This is a genomic window from Suttonella sp. (assembly GCF_056855035.1).
In genome coordinates, this window is sequence record NZ_JBXGGR010000016.1 from 1 (window position 1) to 19416 (window position 19416).

General features: G+C 52.2%; 17 protein-coding genes and 2 tRNA genes. 4 read left to right on the forward strand and 15 right to left on the reverse strand.

Going from position 1 to position 19416, the window contains the following annotated elements:
• Window positions 1-343 precede the first annotated feature (343 nt).
• The 4 genes from ACJHVI_RS01490 to ACJHVI_RS01505 form a co-directional block, all read right to left on the reverse strand.
• A tRNA-Asn gene (locus tag ACJHVI_RS01490) sits at window positions 344-419 on the reverse strand.
• 8 nt (window positions 420-427) lie between these two features.
• Window positions 428-503, reverse strand: a tRNA-Asn gene (locus ACJHVI_RS01495).
• 69 nt (window positions 504-572) lie between these two features.
• A complete protein-coding gene (locus tag ACJHVI_RS01500) occupies window positions 573-1790 on the reverse strand; it encodes a pyridoxal phosphate-dependent aminotransferase (RefSeq protein WP_483182811.1) in 1218 nt (405 codons plus the stop codon).
• Between the two features lies 1 nt (window position 1791).
• The gene (locus ACJHVI_RS01505) at window positions 1792-2334 is read right to left on the reverse strand and encodes a hypothetical protein (RefSeq protein WP_483182812.1); all 543 of its coding nucleotides are present in this window, start codon (window positions 2332-2334) and stop codon (window positions 1792-1794) included.
• 159 nt (window positions 2335-2493) lie between these two features.
• Here ACJHVI_RS01505 and frdA point away from each other — a divergent pair, with 159 nt between their 5' ends.
• The 4 genes from frdA to frdD are packed head-to-tail and all read left to right on the forward strand — an operon-like array spanning window position 2494 to window position 5761.
• Complete coding sequence (gene frdA, locus ACJHVI_RS01510) at window positions 2494-4263, forward strand: fumarate reductase (quinol) flavoprotein subunit (RefSeq protein ID WP_483182813.1); 1770 nt, start codon at window positions 2494-2496, stop codon at window positions 4261-4263.
• Entirely contained in the window at window positions 4260-5018 is a 759-nt protein-coding gene (locus ACJHVI_RS01515) for a succinate dehydrogenase/fumarate reductase iron-sulfur subunit (RefSeq protein ID WP_483182814.1), read from the forward strand. Before frdA ends, ACJHVI_RS01515 begins: the two co-directional genes overlap by 4 nt.
• The gene (locus ACJHVI_RS01520; protein WP_483182815.1) at window positions 5008-5400 is read left to right on the forward strand and encodes a fumarate reductase subunit C; all 393 of its coding nucleotides are present in this window, start codon (window positions 5008-5010) and stop codon (window positions 5398-5400) included. The genes ACJHVI_RS01515 and ACJHVI_RS01520 overlap by 11 nt, the downstream gene beginning before the upstream one ends.
• A gap of 10 nt (window positions 5401-5410) precedes the next feature.
• Window positions 5411-5761: a fumarate reductase subunit FrdD gene (gene frdD / locus ACJHVI_RS01525; protein WP_115219187.1), complete on the forward strand. Its 351-nt coding sequence runs from the start codon at window positions 5411-5413 to the stop codon at window positions 5759-5761.
• 74 nt (window positions 5762-5835) lie between these two features.
• Here frdD and ACJHVI_RS01530 read toward each other — a convergent pair whose 3' ends face one another.
• The 11 genes from ACJHVI_RS01530 to lgt are packed head-to-tail and all read right to left on the reverse strand — an operon-like array spanning window position 5836 to window position 19393.
• Window positions 5836-7179, reverse strand: coding sequence for a TldD/PmbA family protein (locus tag ACJHVI_RS01530; RefSeq protein WP_483182816.1), 1344 nt, complete (start codon window positions 7177-7179; stop codon window positions 5836-5838).
• Entirely contained in the window at window positions 7176-8600 is a 1425-nt protein-coding gene (gene tldD, locus ACJHVI_RS01535; RefSeq protein ID WP_483182817.1) for a metalloprotease TldD, read from the reverse strand. Before tldD ends, ACJHVI_RS01530 begins: the two co-directional genes overlap by 4 nt.
• A complete protein-coding gene (locus tag ACJHVI_RS01540; RefSeq protein ID WP_483182818.1) occupies window positions 8597-9880 on the reverse strand; it encodes a DUF697 domain-containing protein in 1284 nt (427 codons plus the stop codon). The genes tldD and ACJHVI_RS01540 overlap by 4 nt, the downstream gene beginning before the upstream one ends.
• A complete protein-coding gene (locus tag ACJHVI_RS01545) occupies window positions 9867-11348 on the reverse strand; it encodes a GTPase (protein WP_483182819.1) in 1482 nt (493 codons plus the stop codon). Before ACJHVI_RS01545 ends, ACJHVI_RS01540 begins: the two co-directional genes overlap by 14 nt.
• On the reverse strand, window positions 11341-11745 hold the full coding sequence (locus tag ACJHVI_RS01550) for an acyl-CoA thioesterase (RefSeq protein WP_483182821.1): 405 nt from the start codon (window positions 11743-11745) through the stop codon (window positions 11341-11343). The genes ACJHVI_RS01545 and ACJHVI_RS01550 overlap by 8 nt, the downstream gene beginning before the upstream one ends.
• Window positions 11745-12407 carry a tRNA (adenosine(37)-N6)-threonylcarbamoyltransferase complex dimerization subunit type 1 TsaB gene (gene tsaB / locus ACJHVI_RS01555; protein WP_483182822.1) on the reverse strand — a complete coding sequence of 221 codons (663 nt, stop codon included), beginning with the start codon at window positions 12405-12407 and terminating at the stop codon, window positions 11745-11747. Before tsaB ends, ACJHVI_RS01550 begins: the two co-directional genes overlap by 1 nt.
• Window positions 12391-14397 (reverse strand): DNA repair helicase YoaA, encoded by a 2007-nt coding sequence (gene yoaA, locus ACJHVI_RS01560; protein ID WP_483182823.1) that lies wholly within the window; start codon window positions 14395-14397, stop codon window positions 12391-12393. Before yoaA ends, tsaB begins: the two co-directional genes overlap by 17 nt.
• Before the next feature lie 16 nt (window positions 14398-14413).
• Window positions 14414-15364 carry a tetratricopeptide repeat protein gene (locus ACJHVI_RS01565; RefSeq protein ID WP_483182824.1) on the reverse strand — a complete coding sequence of 317 codons (951 nt, stop codon included), beginning with the start codon at window positions 15362-15364 and terminating at the stop codon, window positions 14414-14416.
• A 54-nt stretch (window positions 15365-15418) separates the two neighbouring features.
• Window positions 15419-17779 (reverse strand): penicillin-binding protein 1B, encoded by a 2361-nt coding sequence (mrcB, locus tag ACJHVI_RS01570; protein ID WP_483182825.1) that lies wholly within the window; start codon window positions 17777-17779, stop codon window positions 15419-15421.
• A gap of 9 nt (window positions 17780-17788) precedes the next feature.
• Window positions 17789-18565: a thymidylate synthase gene (locus ACJHVI_RS01575; RefSeq protein ID WP_483182826.1), complete on the reverse strand. Its 777-nt coding sequence runs from the start codon at window positions 18563-18565 to the stop codon at window positions 17789-17791.
• Between the two features lie 3 nt (window positions 18566-18568).
• Window positions 18569-19393: a prolipoprotein diacylglyceryl transferase gene (gene lgt, locus ACJHVI_RS01580; protein ID WP_483182827.1), complete on the reverse strand. Its 825-nt coding sequence runs from the start codon at window positions 19391-19393 to the stop codon at window positions 18569-18571.
• Window positions 19394-19416: the final 23 nt, after the last annotated feature.

Consider the following 19416-nt stretch of genomic DNA (forward strand, 5'->3'; position numbering starts at 1 on the left):
CTTCTACCCAACAATGAAATACATCACTATTAATACTGCAATCGTAAAGCCCTACCGCAAACAACTTGTTCTTATGTATTGCCCCAATAGCATTGCTTTGATTCTTGAGTTGCCAGTTGTACTTTCCTAAACAAGGACGGCCTTTGTGGGAATATAGTCAAAGAAATGAAAAAGTGATACAGTAATACTGCTAACAGGTAGCGCAGAGAGTACGGCGAGATGTGTTTAAACTGTAACTCTTTTTGAATTCTTTGACTATACTTTTTCACTTCTCCGACTATATCGTCGCGGAATAGATGCACAATAAAAAAGCCTAAGTTTTGCAACTTAGGCTTGATGAATTTGGCTCCCCGACCTGGGCTCGAACCAGGGACCTGCGGATTAACAGTCCGTCGCTCTACCGACTGAGCTATCGGGAATTCACTCTTGGCTCCCTGAGACGGGCTCGAACCGCCGACCCAATGATTAACAGTCATTTGCTCTACCGACTGAGCTATCAGGGACTAGCTAAGAGAGCGTGCATTTTACTGATAGTCTCCGCGCTCGTCAAGCCTGATTTGCATTTTTTTCGGCTATTTTTGGCGGTAATTGCGAAGAAAACGTCTAAGTTTTTCGCAGGCTTCGCTAATATCGCGTTTATATTGCAAAAAGACGACGCGGAAATGGTCGGACTGATGCCAGTTAAAGGCGCGTCCGTGAACAAAGAGAATATGTTCTTGCTGCAATAAGTCCAAAATGAAGCGTTCGTCGTCATGGATATTAAAGCGTTCGACGTCCATTTTAACGAAGCCGTAGAGCGCACCTTGCGGCTTGACCATGCTCAGTCCTTCAATGGCGCTGATGCTGCGGTACATTTGATCGCGCTGCTCGTGCAAACGCCCGTTTTCCGCGACCAAATCATTGATGCTTTGATAGCCGCCCAAAGCGGTTTGAATGCCGTATTGCGCCATGACGTTGGCGCACAGACGCATGGAAGAGAGCATTTCCACGCCTTCGATGTAGCTGTGCGCCATTTGGGTATTGCCGCTAAATACCAGCCAGCCGGCGCGGAAACCCGCCGCGCGGTAAGCCTTGGACATGCCATTGAAGCTTACGCAGAGGGTGTTGTTGACAAAGAGCGACATCGGATGATGCACGGCGTCGTCATAGATGATTTTTTCGTAGATTTCGTCGGCAAATACAATCAATCCCTGTTCTTCTGCAAGGGCGGCGATGGCTTTTAGGATTTCCGGACTGTACACCGCACCGGTCGGATTATTGGGATTGATGATGACGATGGCTTTGGTTCGCGCGCTGATTTTGCTGCGGATGTCTTCCAAATCCGGCAGCCAGCCGTTCTCTTCGTCGCAGAGATAATGTACGGCATTGCCGCCGCTTAAGCGGATAGACGCTGTCCACAGCGGATAATCAGGCATCGGTACCAGTACTTCGTCGCCGTTTTCCAACAAGGCCTGCATCGACATCATAATGAGTTCGGAAACGCCGTTGCCGATGATGACGTCGTCAACGCTGACGCCTTTTAAGCCGATGCGCTGGGTTTCATGGACGACGGCTTTACGCGCGGCAAAGATGCCTTTAGAATCAGAGTAGCCTTGCGCTTTAGGGATATTGGAGATGATGTCTTCGACGATTTCGCTCGGCGTATCAAAGCCGAAAGGGGCGGGGTTGCCGATATTGAGTTTGATGATGCGGTGTCCCTGACGCTCCAAACGCTGGGCTTCGGCAAGAACAGGACCGCGGATGTCGTAGCAGACATTATCCAATTTGCTAGATTTTCTGATTGTTTTCATCTTATTTATCCAAATCATAAGTAAAACCCACCGTGCTCATCACGCCGGCAGTGGCAAAGAAATGCGCTTCAAGAAAGATATTTTTGTATTGCAAGCCCAGTATAGGCAGGATGGCAGGGGCAATACCTAAATTATTGAAAGGAATTTTGTTTTTGTATTCGTCTTTATAGCCGTGAATCAGACCGGCGGTCAGCGTGCCGCGCAGCCGCCAATCGGGAGTCGGCTGCCATAAGGTCCAGTCTTTGCCGAGATATACATATTGTGTCGGCTGTCCGAAAGAATTGCGAAAAATCGCTAGACCGACCAGCCAGTCGTCAGGACGGATATATTCCACACTAATGAGTTTTTGGTGGTTGTTATGCTCGGGTTTAGGATTGTAATGCACGGTGTACACGCTGGTGCGAAAACGCAGAGTCCCCTTCTCCCAAGCACCGCCGATATGCTCTTTCCAGCTGGGCTCGCTATTAATGCCTTCATATTGGTAATTCTGTGCCTGCACTTGGCAGAAAGCGCAAGCAACAAGCGCTAGATAAGTAAATTTCATTTTATTCCCGCCTAATAAAAGGCAATATTTTATCAGAAGACAAATCAGGCGGATTGGCGATTTCAATTTGCTTTAATAGGAAAACATCACAAACAATCTATATTTTTTTAGTAAGTCTGATACAATAGCGACACAATATATAAACAAGAGAGGCAATTTATGGAAATCATACAAAGCGATGTCGCGATTGTTGGTGCGGGCGGCGCGGGTTTGCGCGCTGCCATTGAAATTGCACGCAACAGTCCTGAGGCAAAAATCGCCTTAATTTCTAAGGTATATCCTATGCGTTCTCATACTGTGGCGGCGGAAGGCGGCGCTGCGGGCGTGGTGCGCGATGACGACAGTTTGGAAAACCATTTCAATGATACGGTTTCCGGCGGCGATTGGCTCTGCGAGCAGGATGTCGTTGAATATTTCGTCGAGCATTGTACGGAAGAGATGGTGCAATTGGAGCATTGGGGCTGTCCTTGGTCGCGCAAAGACGACGGGCATGTAAATGTGCGCCGTTTCGGCGGCATGAAGATTCCGCGCACATGGTTTGCGGCGGATAAGAGCGGTTTCCATATTTTGCATACGCTGTTCCAAACCTCTCTGCAATTCCCGAGCATTCAACGTTTTGACGAGCATTTCGCCTTGGATTTATTGGTCGAAGACGGCAAATTGCACGGCGTATTGTGCTATGACGTGCAAAACGGCATTGTGCGGGCGATTCAGGCGAAAGCGGTGATTATTGCCACCGGCGGCGCAGGGCGGGTCTTCCGCTACAATACGAACGGCGGTATTGTGACGGGCGACGGCATGGCGATGGCTTATCGGCACGGCGTGCCTTTGCGCGATATGGAATTCGTGCAATATCATCCGACCGGTTTGCCCGGTTCGGGGATTTTGATGACGGAAGGCTGCCGCGGCGAAGGCGGTATTCTGACCAATAAAGACGGCTACCGTTATTTGCAGGATTACGGTCTCGGACCCGAAACGCCGATCGGCGAGCCGAAAAACAAATATATGGAGCTCGGTCCGCGTGACCGCTTATCGCAAGCCTTCTATCACGAATGGAAAAAAGGACGCACGATTGATTCGCCACGCGGTGCGGTAGTGAATTTGGATTTGCGGCATTTGGGCGAGGCTTACATTAATGAACGCCTGCCTTTTATCCGCTCTTTGGCAAAAAAATTCGTCGGCGTCGATCCGGTGCATGAGCCGATTCCGGTGCGTCCGACCGCGCATTACACGATGGGCGGGATTGAAACCGACGGACGCTGCGCAACGAAAATGGCGGGTCTGTATGCCGTCGGCGAATGTTCTTCTGTCGGCATTCATGGGGCGAACCGCTTAGGCTCGAATTCCTTATCCGAGCTGTCGGTATTCGGCAAAGTGGCGGGCGAAGACGCGCTTAAATACGTGCAAAGCCAAGCGCATGCTTTGGATCAGCAAGCCTTTAATGCTCTTGCCGATAAAACTTACCAACCTTTCCTTGATTTATTGCAGCGCAAAGACGGCACGGAACGTCCTTCCGATATCCGCAATGCCCTAGGCGAAATGATGGAAGCGGAAATCGGGATTTATCGCAGCGCGGAAAACTGCGAACGCGCGATTGCAGTCATTCAAGACTTAAAACAGCGTTATCAGCGCGTGAAAGTGACCGATCACAGCGATACCTTCAATACGGACTGGCTGACCACGATTGAATTGGGCTATTTGCTGGATGTAGCGGAAGCGATGATTTATTCCGCCGCACAACGCAAAGAGTCGCGGGGTTCGCATCAGCGTTTGGATTATCCGGAGCGCGACGACCAGCAATTCCTCAAGCATACGCTTGCCTATTACAATCATGGCGAAGCGCCGCGCATTGATTACAGTCCCGTCAAAATTACAAAATCACAGCCCGCTCAACGTGTGTACGGCGCGGCAGGAGAGCAAAAATCATGAGCAATACCATTACTTTAAAAGTCATGCGCTATCAGCCTGAAGTGGATGAGCGCCCTTGGCCGCAAGCCTTTGAAATCGAGTGGACGCAGGATATGTCGATTTTAGACGCGCTCGCTTTAATCAAAGACGAATTCGACCCGACCTTGGCTTACCGCTGGTCATGCCGTATGGAAGTCTGCGGCAGCTGCGGCATGATGGTCAACGGCGAACCCAAACTCGCCTGTTCTACATTCGTGCGCGAATACGCCGACATCGGCGAAATCATCATCGGCGCATTGGATATGTTCCCGATTGAAAAAGATTTGGTTGTGGACGTCGAGCCCTTTATCGACCGCTTGGAAAGCATCAGTCCTTTCATCGTAACGAAAAATCCGCGCGCCTTAGCTGATAAAGAATATCTGCAAACGCCGCGGCAATTGGCGAAATTCAAGCAATACACCATGTGCATCAACTGCATGCTCTGCTACCAAGCCTGTCCGCAAATCGGCATCAATGCGGAGTTTCTTGGACCGGCGGTAACGGCATTAGCGCAGCGCTACAATCTCGATAATCGCGACGAGGGCGCAAAACAACGCTTTAAGGTGCTGAACGAAGAAAACGGCATTTGGCCTTGTACCTTTGTCGGCGCCTGCTCCGAAGTCTGCCCGAAACACGTGGATCCGGCAGGCGCAATTCAGCAGGCAAAAGCCGCCGCGGTGCCGTATTGGGCAATGGGTATAGTGAAAAAAGAAGAGGAGGCGACTCATGGCGCGTAAACCTTATCAACACAAACAGCCGGATAACTGGTACATGGCAAGCCGCTTTTATCAATGGTATATGCTGCGCGAGCTGACCAGTATTACGACCGCTATCGCGGCGCTTAACCTCTTTTGCGGTTTGGTTGCCTTGGCAAGCAATCTCGACAGTTGGCAAGCTTGGGTGGCTTTTCAGAAAAACCCTCTGATGGTGCTGATTAATCTGGGCGTAATTGTCGGCTCCTTGCTCAATAGCAAAACATGGTTTGAAGCTATGCCGAAAGCGGTTAAAATCCCGAAAGGCAACGGTTTTGTCGCCGATAAAATACTCATCATGGGCAGCTGGGCTGCATTGGGCGGCGTAACGCTGGTCTTAATCATCATCGCCGCTTGCTTGACTTAAGGAGGGAGCTATGTCGCAACACAAACATCTCAAACCTGTTTACTGGGGATTATTTTCCGTCGGCGGTACCGTGGCTGCATTGGCATTGGCACCTGTCGTTTTAGTTGTCTGCATCATGCTGCCCCTAGGCATGTTCGGCGATCCCGCGCAGTTTTACGCCAATATCCATGCCTTTGTTGCACATAAATTGGTCTTTTTAGTGCTGACGGGTATCGTCTTTACCATGCTTTGGCACGGCTGCCACCGCTTTTATTACATTTTGCATGATATGCACATACATGTCGGCAACCGCACACGTCTCGCTTTTTACGGCTTTGCGATTGGCGCCTTCCTTATCACGCTGCTTTGCGGCTGGTTCTAAAACAAAACAGGCTTAGCATATGCTAAGCCTGATTCATTTTTACATCCGCTCAAATAGAATTTGACCGTCCAAAACTACTGCGCCACTACCATTTTTTCAATCCATATCGAAGGCGCATGAATACTGCGGCGCGTATCGGCATCATCGCCAATCGCGACAATATCACGCAGCATCTCATTGAGATTGCCGGCAATCGTCAGTCCTTCCACCGCATGACTAATCACACCGTTTTCCACCCAAAAACCTGAAGCGCCGCGCGAATAATCGCCGGTCAGCAAATCCACGCCCTGCCCCATCAGCGAAGTAACAATCAGACCGCGCCCCATCTGCCGATACAGCTCTTCGAGCGGCAAAGGCGCTGTTTGGCTGTGCAGTTTCAGATTATGCACACCGCCGCCATTGCCTGTGGGCGCACTATTAAGGCGGCGCGCGGCATAGCTGTTGAGCAAATAACGCGCGACTCTGCCCTCGCTAATCAGGGCGCTGTCTGCCGGTGCCAAACCTTCGCTGTCAAAAGGAATGCTGCTAAGTGCGCGCGGCAAATGCGGATGCTCTTGCAGACTCAGCCATTCGGGCATGATTTGCTTGCCAAGACTGTCCGCTAAAAAACTGAGTTTGCGGTATTGCGCCCGCCCTTCAAGGGCTTGCACCACATGACGCAGCAGTCCGATGGCTATCTCGCGATCGAAAATCACCGGATATTCGCCGCTGGCAATCGCTTTGGGCAGCAAATGGGCAATCGCTTTTTGCGCCGCCTGTCTGCCGATGCTTTCGGGAGCCTGCAAATCTTGGTAAAAACGCGCGCTGTCCCAGCTGAAATCGGTTTGCTGGTCGTCTTGTTCGCGTGCCAATACCGATATGGACAAACTTGCATGGCTGCTACTATAGCCGCCGGCAAAACCGTTGGATTGGGCAAGATAGACATAGCTGCGTCCGGCATCGGCGCCTGCGCCGTCGCAGAGAACAATCCGCGCATCATAGGCTTTGGCACTGCTTTCCATTATCTGTGCCTGTGTTTCCAGCCAATCGCTGCTCGGCAAGACGCCGCTGTCCAATTCTAAATCCGCCAAGGCTTGGGCGGATAAGGGGCGATAATACTGCGCTTCCGGCAATCCGAAATATTCGTCGGCTTCGGTATATGTCGCGCCGTCAATCGCAGCCTGCACCGCCGCACACAGCGCATCAGAAGTACAATCGCTGATGCTGCAATGCCCCATCGCTTGGTTTTTCAACACAGAAATATCGACGCTCAATTCCTGCTCGCGGTTCAGCTCTTCCAATTGACCTTCGCGCAATTGCAGGGACTGCCCCTCGCTTTGATACAGTTGCACGCTGCATTCCTGCGCGCCTAATGCTTGGGCGCGTTCTAGGACGATCGCGGCTTTTTCAGCAAATACTGCTTCGTTCATCAGGCTCATAATGCCGTTCCCCCCACCGTTAATTCATCAATTTTCACACTGGGCAAGCCCACGCCCACCGGTACGCTCTGCCCGTTTTTGCCGCAGCTGCCGATGCCGCTATCCAGCGCCAAATCATTACCCACCATGCTGATTTTCTGCATCGCTTCCAAGCCGTTGCCGATAAGGGTCGCGCCCTTGAGCGGCGCAGTCAATTTACCGTCTTCAATCAAATAGGCTTGAGTGGCGGCAAAGACGAATTGTCCGTTGGTAATATCGACTTGTCCGCCGCCGAACTGCTCGGCGTAAATGCCGCGCTTCACGCTTTTAATCATGTCTTCGCGGCTGTGTTCGCCCGCGGCCAAATAGGTATTGGTCATGCGCGGCATCGGCAAATGGGCATAGCTTTCGCGCCGTCCGTTACCGGTAGGGGCGACCTTCATCAGGCGCGCATTGAGGCGGTCCTGCATATAACCTTGCAAAATCCCGTTTTCAATCAATACGTTTCTTGCCGTCGGTGTGCCTTCGTCGTCCACGCTTAAAGAACCGCGCCGCCCCGCTATCGTGCCGTCGTCAATGACCGTACACAGCGGCGAACAAACCGACTGCCCGATTTTACCGCTAAATACGGAAGTACCTTTGCGGTTGAAATCGCCTTCCAAACCATGTCCCACCGCCTCATGCAGCAGCACCCCCGTCCAGCCGTTGCCCAGCACCACCGGCATACTGCCGGCTGGCGCAGGACGGGCTTGCAGATTAAACAGCGCCTGCGCCACCGCTTCTTCGACATAGCGGCGCACCTGTTCTTGCGGCAGCAATGCCAAATAGCCATCGCGTCCGCCGCCGCCCGAATAACCGCTTTCGCGGCGACCGTTTTCTTCCACCACGACCGAAACATTAAAACGCAGCAAAGGGCGCACGTCTTCGGCAAAATAGCCGTCCAAACGCAGCACGAAAATCTCTTCCGCACTTGCCGCCAGCGAAACGCTCACATCAACCACGCGACTATCCAATTGATGGGCATAATCATCCGCCAAATGCAGCAGCGCGACTTTCTCCGCCGCGCTTAAGGTTTGCAGCGGATCTATGGCGGGATAAAGCGGCGTAATGTTTTGCGCTTTGGCTTCCACCGCCAGATGGATATCGCCCTGTTGGCGTCCGATTTGCCGCGCGAAGCGGCAGGCTTCAAACAGCGAAGCGCTATCCAAAGCATCGGCATAAGCAAAGCCGGTCTGCTCGCCGACAATCGCGCGCACGCCCAAGCCGGCGCCGGCATCATAAGCGGCGGTTTTCACTTTGTGTTCGGATAATGCCCATTGCTCGCTGCGGCTACGCTGCAAATAAATATCGCCGTCATGAATGCCTTTAAATGCCAGCAAAGACAATCCTTTGCTTAAATCCTGCGCGCTTAATGCCTCGCTGTTCCACCATGCTGTGTTCATTGTTTTCCTTTGCCTAAAATTTGCTTGACTGAAGATTTTGCCTCATCGATTAATGCTTCTTTATCCAAATCCGCCATGATTTGCTCAATCACCGCCTTCGCGCCGCTGCTGCCCCAAGACTCGCCTTGGGCAAAATATTGCTGCGCCGCCTTGCCGATAACGTAGCTGCCGTAAAAGGCGACCCCTGCCTGCGCACCGGCGGTCAATACGGTGGAAAGTCCGCCCGTCAAGCCTTTTAAGACCGAAGACAAGACCTGCACGCCATAGACCGTTCCCATCAGCAAACCGGTTTGCAGGGCAATGGTGCGGATTAATTTGCCGGCTTCGTGGCGGGTCAGCTCGATGCCATAGACTTTCGACAAATGCAGCACCATGCCCGAATCCGCCGCCAAAGCCAATAAATCTACCGCCGGCAGGGGATTGACCGCCACTCCTACCGCCTTGAACAAGGCATAGTGGCGGATAATCCTTTCTGCGACTTCTTTGCGCGCCGCCACGATTTCCGCCCCCACTTTCTCGCTCATGCGTCCGGCAAAAACGCTGGCATTGAGTGCGGCATAACTCTGCCCTTTTTCCTGCAACAGCTGCCATAAAAGAGTGCGCAATGCCTCGACCTGCGACTCGCCGCCAATCCATTGTTCCTGTTCGCTACCGTCGGGCATTTCGATAAAAGCCAAGGTTTTTTCGGGCATTGCCGCGGCGGCGACAATATGTTCGGCAGGCAGAATATCGCGCAACTGCCGGCGCAAATTGCCCAATAAAGCGGCGACCTGCCTGTCGTCGTATTGGTCGGCTTTATTCAATACCAGCACAATCGGCTGGGTCGGCTGATACAAAGCGCGCAAAGCCTGATGCTCGATATCGGTCATATCGCCGTCAATCACGAACAAAATCACATCGGCTTGCCGCGCCACCTCATCGGCAATCTGCGCCCGCTCCTCGCCGTTGACTTCATCAATCCCCGGCGTATCGAGCAAAAACACACCGCCGCTGTCAAAGCTCTGCCACAGGGTTTCCGCGCTATGTTTGGTATGACCGTGCAAAACGCTGGTTTCAAACACCTCACGTCCTGCCAAAGCGTTCAGCAAAGCCGATTTGCCCACGCTCACGCGCCCGAAAACCGCCACATGCACATTGCCGCGCTCGAGTTTGTCGAGCAGGCGCTGCAATTGGCGGTAATCCTCGCCCAAACGCGCCTTAGCACCGGCGCTTAGACGATTGTCTTCCAGCAATTTCGTGATGCTGTCGCGGGCGATTTGCAAATGTTTATGCGCCGCCATGTTTCTCTCCCAATGCGGTTTTAATTAAAGAAACGGCGCGTTTTTCCATATCGCGCTGTATCTGCTGCTCAAAGGCATTGAGCACGTTCTGCGTCGTAAACTGCGTTTCCGCTTTGTCCAGCGTATCGACAATCGCCTGTCCCAAGCTCTCGAAAATCAGACCGTAAGCCACGGCATGACTCGCTCCGCCCAAAACCGTGCCGATACCCGGAAAGGCTTTGCAGACATTGCCGGTCAAGGCAAGCATCACCGTCAATTGCGAGCGTACTTTGCCGCCAGCAGCTTCCAATAAACCCTGCAAATCCACATCCTGCGTGGAAACGCCGTAGAGTTTGGTCAAAGATTTAATCAGCTCCAAGCCCAAATAGCCTTGGATAATCACATCCGTTCCCGGCCCGACCGCGGCAACCCCGCCGAACATCGCCTTGCGCGAGTAAGTTTTGACAATGCTTTTGCCGCGTTCGCGACGAAATGCCGCCAGACGCTGCGATAAGGTATCGTCCGCCAATTCGATGAGCGACTGACGCTGGCTGCTGCTCAATTCGCCGCGCCGCGCTTCCAAATCGGCAAAGAGTTGCACCAAGGCATGCACATCGCCACCGAGCAAACGCTCTTCTTTGCGCAGGCTGCCATCTGCCGCCTGAATCTGCACTTCTTTGGCGTGAATGCTGTCCACCGCCACCAATTGCGCATCGGCGGGAATTTCACTGCGGATATGCTCGAGCAATTGGCGGCGTTCGCTTTCTTTGTAACGGCTGATTTTATTCAGCACCACCACCAGCGGTTTGCCGAAATCGTTGAGCTGCATAATCGAAGCCTTATCCGAAGCGGTAATGTCCTGATCTAGCACATAGCAGACAATATGCACCCGTCTTGCCGCCGCCAAGACTTCTTCCGCCAAATGCGCCACCGTCTGCGCCTGATGCGTGCCGGGCATGTCCAATAATTGCAGGCTTAAGCCCTGCGCCGCCTGATAATAAAAGCGTTCGATTTTGCCGGTAGAGCCGCCGATGACCGAGGTTTCCACCCGCGCATCGGGAATCAGACTGCGGATTAAAGAGCTTTTGCCGGTGCTGATTTTGCCGAAAAAGGCGACTTCCAATTCCTGCGCCTGCTCATTCGGTAAAGCCGCCAATTGCGCATCTAATTCCTCGGCTTCAAAGCCCTGTTCGCGCGCCTGCTCCAACCTTGCCTGAACGCTTTCCAGACTGGGGCGGACGCGGTTTTTTTTATTCTGCGGCTTACTGCGTCCCAGCGTCCAAATCTTAAAGACCAGATATAGACCTGCCAATGCCACTACCGCCACCACCGCCAGATAAATGCCTAAGAGCCACGGCGAGCTGTCTTTCAACTGCATAAAGGCGCGGTAGCCGAAATCGGTCAGCTGGAAAATAATCAGCAAAACCGCCAAGATGACGACCACCGTCAGCAGCATTAAAATGCGGCGCAATAATTTCACACTATCCATGCGCTTCCTCACTAAGAGCTTGTACAAATGCCTCGGGCAGAGCGCAGACCTGACGGCTGCGGTAATCGAAGGCAACCATCAGCGTTTCTGCGCGGGCAATCAGGGTTTCGCCGCGCCGAATCCGATAAGCCAGATTAAAACGCGCCTGCTTGAGCTGCGTCACCTGCATTTCCACGTGCAAAACATCGCGCAAAAAGGCCTCTGCCAAATAATCGACTTGCAGGCGGCGCATAATCAAACCGCAGCCGAAGCAATCCAATTCATTGGCGCCTAATTGCTGCAAAAAATCCAAACGCGCCTGATGCAGCAAGGTAATCAGGCGGTCATGCCCTAAATGTCCGCCGTAATTGATATCGCCGATGTGCACCGCCAACTCGGTCGTAAATACCCTATCCATCAACTAGTAATCTCATTGCGCAGATATTGCAGGTCTATCGCTTGCTGCGGTGATTGCCAGCGGCAGAGATTGAGTGCCGCAAATGCGTCGCGCGCCTGCGGCACGGCTTGCTGCTGCGGCAAATGCGCTATTTTATCCGCCACATAATTATCGCCCGAAATAATTGCGCTGTCGGCAGTCTCCAGCCAAGCCGAGGGCAAATCTTGGGCAAAAAATAAACCCTCTTCCGCAGCCAATCGCCATGAGCCGCCGCGATATTCATATACAGCGGCATAATGCTGGCGCATGCGCGCGTCCATCAAAGCCAGCACGGTGCTATCTTCTGTCGGCGCGGCAGCTGCCGCCAATAAAGCCAAAGAAGACAGGCAGCCGAGCGGCGTATCATAAGCGGCGGCAAGCCCTGCCGCCATGCTTGCGCCCACGCGCAAACCCGTAAACGCCCCCGGCCCTGCGCTGATGATGATGCCGCCCAAATCGGTGATATTCAGCCCCGCCGCTTGCAGCAGGCGGTCAATCATCGGCAACAGTACTTCGGTATGCTTGGTATGCCCTTGATGACATTCCGCCGTAATAATGCCTTGGCAGCGCAGAGCGGCAGAAGCGGCAGGCGTGGAAGTGTCAATCGCTAACAGCGGGTGCGATAAATCAGGATGATGGTTCATGATAAGTAAAGAAACGGTCAACAATGGATAAATCGGTGGTGCGGGTCATACGCGGCAAACTGTCGAGAAAAATCTTGCCGTAGCCCTTGCCGGTCAGACGCGGATCGCCGATCAATAATACGCCGTAATCGGCGCTGTCGCGAATCAAACGCCCCACGCCTTGTTTGAGCGTGATTACCGCCTGCGGCAGGCTGTCGTGAATAAAAGGCGACAGTCCTTTTTCTTCCAGCAGACGGTGCCGCGTTTTGGTTACCGGATCATTGGGCGCGGCAAAAGGCAGTTTGTCAATCACGACGCAGACCAAGCGGTCGCCGCGTACGTCCACGCCCTCCCAGAAACTGGCGGTGGCCAGCAGCACGCCACGTTCGCTGCGGCGGAATTCGCTTAATAATTGCGTTTTCGGCATTTCTCCCTGCACGAAAAGCGTGAAATCTTCATCTTCCAGACAGGCTTTCGCCTCGTGCATGGCGCGATAACTGGTAAACAGACAAAAAGCGCGCCCTTTGCTGCGTTTAAGCACCGGCAAGGCGGCTTGCATCAAAGCGGCAGTGTAATGCTCGACATTCGGAGGCGGCAATTGCGGCGGATGATAAAGCAGAGATTGCAGGCGGTAGTTAAAAGGACTGCCCAGCAGCAGGGTTTGCACATTCTGTCCCAAGCCCAATTCGCGGCGGAAATGGTCGAATTTATTATCCACCGCCAAAGTGGCGGAAAGAAAACACCAGCCTGCCTGCGACTGACTAATCCATTGCGCAAATTTGCCCGCCGCATTAACCGGCACCGCATTAAGCACAAAGGAACGCTGCCCCACATCCAGCCATTGCGCGGTATCCGTTAAGGCATTGTCCTCTTCGCTCTCATCGGATGCTGCTTTATCATGATGAAATTCATCTAAAAAACGAATCAGCAAACTGCGCAATTCGCCCAAACGCTCCGCCAAAGCCGCCAAAACCTTGCTCCGCTCATGATGCGGACTCAAGCTCGCATCAAGTGCCGCCAGACATTCCGCCAAAGCCTGCAACGCCGTCCAAAAAACGCTTAAGCCGCGCAATTCTTCGCCGTCATAATATTGATTGCCGGCGCTTGCGCGGCTGCTCTGCTGATCGCCGAATAAGCCGCCCTGATTTTTCAGCTCGCTTAATAATTGATTCAAACCTTGATGGCTCAATGCAATCTGCTTTTGCAATTCCAAGGCATCAGGGGCATCGGCTAATTGCGCTGCCTGTAATTCCTCTAAAAATAACTGCACTTGGCGCGAGGAAAAACGTTCGCCTAAGAAATTCACCGCCGTCTGCGGCAGATGATGCGCCTCGTCAATGATAAAGGCGTCGATATCCGGCAGAATTTCCGCAAAGCCGTCGCTTTTTAAAGCGAAATCCGCCAAAAGCAGATGATGATTGACAACCACCACATCCGCTTCTTTGGCTTTCTGCCGCGCTTTTTGCACAAAGCATTCTTCAAAAAATTCACAGTCGCGTCCCAAGCAATTGTCGGTCGTGCTGCTGATGCGCTGGCGCACGGGATCGTCTTCGGCTAATTCCAAGGCGACCAAATCGCCGTCCAAACTGCGGTCGATAAAGGCTTCCACGAGCCGTCTTTGCGCGCGCTCGATTGGGGAATTCGCACTGCTTTCCTGCCATTTGCCATAATGATAATGGCAGAAATAATTGCTCCGCCCTTTCAGCAAAGCCATTTTGGCGGGACTGGCGAGCAATTTGCGCACTAAGGGCAAATCGCTGCTAAAAATCTGTTCTTGCAGGGTTTTCGTCGCGGTCGAGACCAAGGCTTTTTTGCCGCTTAACAGAATCGGTAAAAGATAGGCAAAGGTTTTGCCGGTGCCGGTGCCGGCTTCGGCAAGCAGGACGCTGTCGGCATTTAAGGTATTGAAAACCGCTTCTGCCAATTGCTGCTGCCCTTCGCGCGGCTGATAACCGTCCACCAAAGACGCCAAAGCCCCTTGCGGGGCAAAATATGGCTCTAAAATCGACACGGATGGTGCTTAAAATTTAGAAAGAAGCGGCTTTTTCCGATGCCGCAATTGCGCCTTGATTATCGCCTAATGCCTTGCGCGCATTGGCAATCAAAGACCAGCTTTTGCGCATCACGCTATTATTGCCGCCCATATTCGCTGCGCGTGCGGCAGCGGCTTCAGCTTCGCGGTAACGCTTCTGATGATAGCGGATATTGGCGATGTCATACAGAATATTAGCGTTTTTGCTGTCGATGCGGTGCGCGTCTTCCAAATAGGACGCTGCGCCGTCCAAATTGCCTTTGCCCAATTCGCTATTGGCTTTTTGCAATAAGGTACTGACCGCGCTGCCGCCGCTCGCTGCAGGACGCTCGCCCGCCGGTTGTGCCGCTGCCACTTGTTTTGCCGGTGCTTGAGCGGGACTTGCCTGAGGCGCTTGCTGCGGCGTGCTTGGCGCTTGTGTCTGCGCATTTTGGCTATTATCTTCACGCGCCGGCGGACGAATCGGCTGCGGCTCCTGTCTATTGACTACCGGCGTCGCCACAGGGGCTTGCGGCTCGACTTTCGGCGTGTCGGTAGCGGTAGGCGGGGTATTAGGACGCACTGCCCAGCCGTCATTTGCCGCATTTTGAGCAGGATTAGGCACCGTATTGGCAGGGCTGGCATTGCCGTAAGGCGATGCCGCAGTCGCCTGCGTGGCGGCTTGAGCCTGCACCTGCTGAGCTTGTTGGCGCGCGATTTCCGCTTGGCGACGGGCTTCGGCTTGTGCCTGCGCCTGCTGTTGTGCGGTATTTACGCCGATTTGCGTGTTGGCATAGGCATTCGGCGCTTGCTGCGGCTGTTGCTGCCAGCCCTGCATCGGCTGCTGCTGACGTCCGTAATAGGTGTTTTGATTATTCACCGGCGCTACGCCGCCACCGTACATCATGCCGGTGCAGCCTGATAAAATCGCTGTGGCAACCATTACACTAAGCCCTTTTAATTTCATAAATCCCTCGTTAATCTTTTCATTAAAAATTCGCACTATTATAAAACAAAACGCCTAATTGTTGAAGAATGAACCGCTAGGCGCAGAGAACCCTGATTGATTGAAGCTCGGCGCAACAAAACTGCCTTCATAAATATCGCTATCATTCCTCACCGGCACAGGTGCCGCGCAATTGCCGCCCCAACTCGGTTCGTAACCGGCGATAAAGGGTAGAGAAAGCGTATTCTTACAGCCATTACCCGCTAATAACCCGTTGCTGCGATTAATATTGCGCATCACGATGCCCTCAGGGGGATTGACGGTCAAAGGTTTATTCGGCACTTGCTTCATCAAAGCAATCCACAAGGGTAAGCCGCCTGCGCCGCCGGCTAATTTCGTGGATTGGTTTTGGTCATTACCCACCCAAGCCACGGTCAGATAATTGCCTGAAAAACCGGCAAACCAACTGTCGCGATAGTCATCGGTGGTGCCTGTTTTGCCAGCAAAATTATAACTTTTATCGAAATGTTGATAGACCAATGTCGCCGTGCCTCTGCGCGGAATTTCCTGCATGGCGGTCATCAGCAGATAATAAGGCGTCGGCTCAATCGCACGAATGCCCTGCATATCGAAGCGGCGAATGGCTTCGCCCTGCTGAGTGGTAATATCGCGAATGGCGCGCAGCGGCTGATAATAGCCGCCTGAGGCAAAGGTTTCATAAATTTGCGCCACTTCTATAGGCGTCATCTGCACCGCACCTAAAGACAGTGAAGGATAGGGTTTAATGCCGTCGCGCGATCCCAGACGCTCTAAAGTTGCCACCACATCTTTCAAGCCGATATCCAGCGCGATTCTGGCAGTGGGAATATTGTAGGATTTGACCAAGGCGTCAATCAGCATGGCATCGGGAAAACTGCGCGTACTGTAATTTTTTGGCGACCATTTGGTACCGCCGTTACGGTAATCCAATTTGCTGCCGTCAATCATGGTGGATAGATTATAGCGCGTGGGATATTCCAAGGCGGCTAAATAGACCGCCGGCTTAACCAAGGAACCGATTTGCCGCTTAGCGGATAAGGCGCGGTTAAAGCCCTGTTCGCCCGCTTGGCGCGAACCGATAATCGCTACTACATCCGCGCTGTTGGTTTCTACAATCACGCCGGCACCTTGTAAGAAATTGCTACGCAAGCCTTTACCGCGTTCCAATTTAGCCAATTGATTCGTAAGCGCTTCTTGTGCTTTATCCTGAATTTGCGGATCAAGGGTGGTAAAGATATTCAAGCCCTGTTTGGTTAAATCTTCGCGGCTGTAATTCTGCTGCAATTGCGCGCTGACCAAATCCATAAATTCAGGGTAACGAATCCGCTCCCGCGTCCGCTCGACAGGCGCCACATCCAGCGGCAAACCATCCGCTAAAGTAGCATCCTCTTGACTAATTAAGCCCTGCTGTACCATGATTTTTAAAATCAAGCCGCGTCTTTGCAAGGCGTATTCGGGGTGTTTGCGCGGATCAGCATTGCCCGGCTCGCGCACTAAGGCAACCAAAGTGGCGATTTCATGCAAATTCAGTTCGGATACGGGTTTATTGAAATAATATTCGCTGGCTAAGCCGAAGCCGTGAATCGCTCTTTGCCCGTCCTGCCCCAGATAAATTTCATTGATATAGCCTTCAAGAATTTTTTCTTTGGTGCTGTAACGCTCTAAGACCAAAGCCATCAGCATTTCTTTAACTTTACGCGAAATACTGCGTTCATTGCTCAAATAATGGTTTTTAATGAATTGCTGGGTAATGGTCGAGCCCCCCTGCTGATCGCCTTTGCGCACATAGGTCACATAAATCGAGCGCAACAAACCGCGCGGATCAACGCCGGGGTGCAGATAAAAATTGCGGTCTTCGGTAGCCAAAATGGTATCAATCAATACCGGCGGCACTTCGTCTAATTTGACCAAAAGGCGGTCTTCGCGATGCTGCGGATAAATGCTGGCAATGCGCAGCGGATTGAGGCGCTCCAAGCCGATTTCTTCAAAAGTACTCAAGCTTTCCACTCGGCTGATTTTGCCTTCGGCAAAACTAATCTGCATCCGCCGCGCAGGACGCACCTGATCCCAAAACGCAAATTCCGCTGCGTAGTAAATTACGCTGTCGCCATTGTCTTGATATTGCCCCGGTTCCAAGACTTCCGCTACTTTGCGATATTCCAAGAGTTCCAATTCGCGCAGCAGCTGGGCTTTGCTTAAGGGCGCGCCGGCATATAATTCCAAGGGACGTGCATAGACGCGCGCCGGCATCGACCACAGCGCGCCGCCCAAATTATTGGAGTCCAATTCATATTGCGCTTCCAGTTTCTTCGCATAAGTCCAAGCGATAAGAATGCCGAAAACGCCCATTACGACGCAAAAATAAAATACATTTCTGAAAAAACGCAGAATAATCATTGCCTTCCTCTATACTGCCACTGCCGCTTTAATCGCCGGCAGCGGGTCATAGCCAATTAAGCGAATATCCTCAAAACGATAAGCGTCAATGCTTTGTGCTTTGTCCAGCTCAAGCTGCGGCAAAGTACGCGGACTGCGGCTTAATTGCTCCTGTGCTTGAGCTAAGTGATTGCTATATAAATGCACGTCGCCGCCCGTCCAGACAAAATCGCCCAATGCCAAATCGCATTGCTGCGCCATCATCATGGTTAATAGAGCATAACTGGCAATATTAAAAGGCACGCCTAAAAAGACATCCGCCGAGCGTTGATACAGTTGGCAGGATAATTTGCCGTCGGCGACATAAAACTGAAACAGAGCATGACAAGGTTGCAATGCCATTTTGCCCAATTCGGGCACATTCCATGCCGAGACCAGCATGCGGCGGGAATCGGGATTGTGTTTTAAGGTCTCTATGACTTGAGCGATTTGATCGATGCCCTGCCAATCCCGCCATTGCTTGCCGTAAATCGGGCCCAAATCGCCGTTTTCATCCGCCCATTCGTCCCAAATACTCACACCATGTTCTTTCAAATAGCCGATATTGGTATCGCCGCGCAAAAACCACAGCAATTCGTAAACAATCGATTTGAAATGTACTTTTTTAGTCGTCAGCAAGGGAAAACCTGCCTGCAAATCAAAGCGCATTTGATAACCGAATACCGAGCGTGTGCCGGTGCCGGTACGGTCGGTTTTTTCGCTGCCTTGCGTGAGGATATGGCGTAGTAATTCTTGATAAATGTCCATGAATCAATCCGCTGAAAGTGAATAGGGTTTGGGCGGCGCAGACTGCGGACGCAGCCATAAATAAAGCCCGATTAATGCCATCGGCAGGCAGAGCAATTGCCCCATCGTCATGCCGAGATAAAAACTCATTTGCGCATCTTTTTCGCGCACAAATTCGCTTAAAAAACGCCCGATAGCATACAGCAACAGAAATAAGCCGGTGGTTTGCCCGCGATAACGCGGTCTGCACGCATAGAGATTGAGCACGATAAAGAGCAATAAGCCCTCCCATGCCGCCTGATAGAGCTGCGAGGGATGACGGGCAAGATGATCTCCTGCGCTTGGGAAGACCATGCCCCAAGCTACATCGGTCGGACGTCCCCATAATTCGCCGTTGATAAAATTACCAATCCGTCCAAAAAATAAACCGATGGTAACCAAGGGCGCGATAAAATCGCCGATGTCTAAAATTTTGCGTTCGTATTTATAGGCATAGCCGATGCAGGCGATGGTAACGCCTAATAATCCGCCGTGAAAAGACATGCCGCCGTCCCAGATTCTAAGCGGCAGCATCGGATCTTTTATCAAGATATCAATACTGTAGGGAACCAGCATATAAAACAAGACATAACCTAGGCGACCGCCTAAAATGGTGCCGAGCATCAGCCAAAAGAGCAAATCGCCGAGTTGGTCTTTATCCCAGCCTAAGGCGGGACGGCGTTTTGCATAATAGACGCCCAGTAAATAACCTAAACTAAAACCCAAGACGTACATCAAACCGTACCAAGTCGGCTTAATCGGACCGAGGGCGAAAATAACGGGATCAATCTGCGGATGTTGTAAAGCCATAATCGTTCTAAGCCATAAAGCGC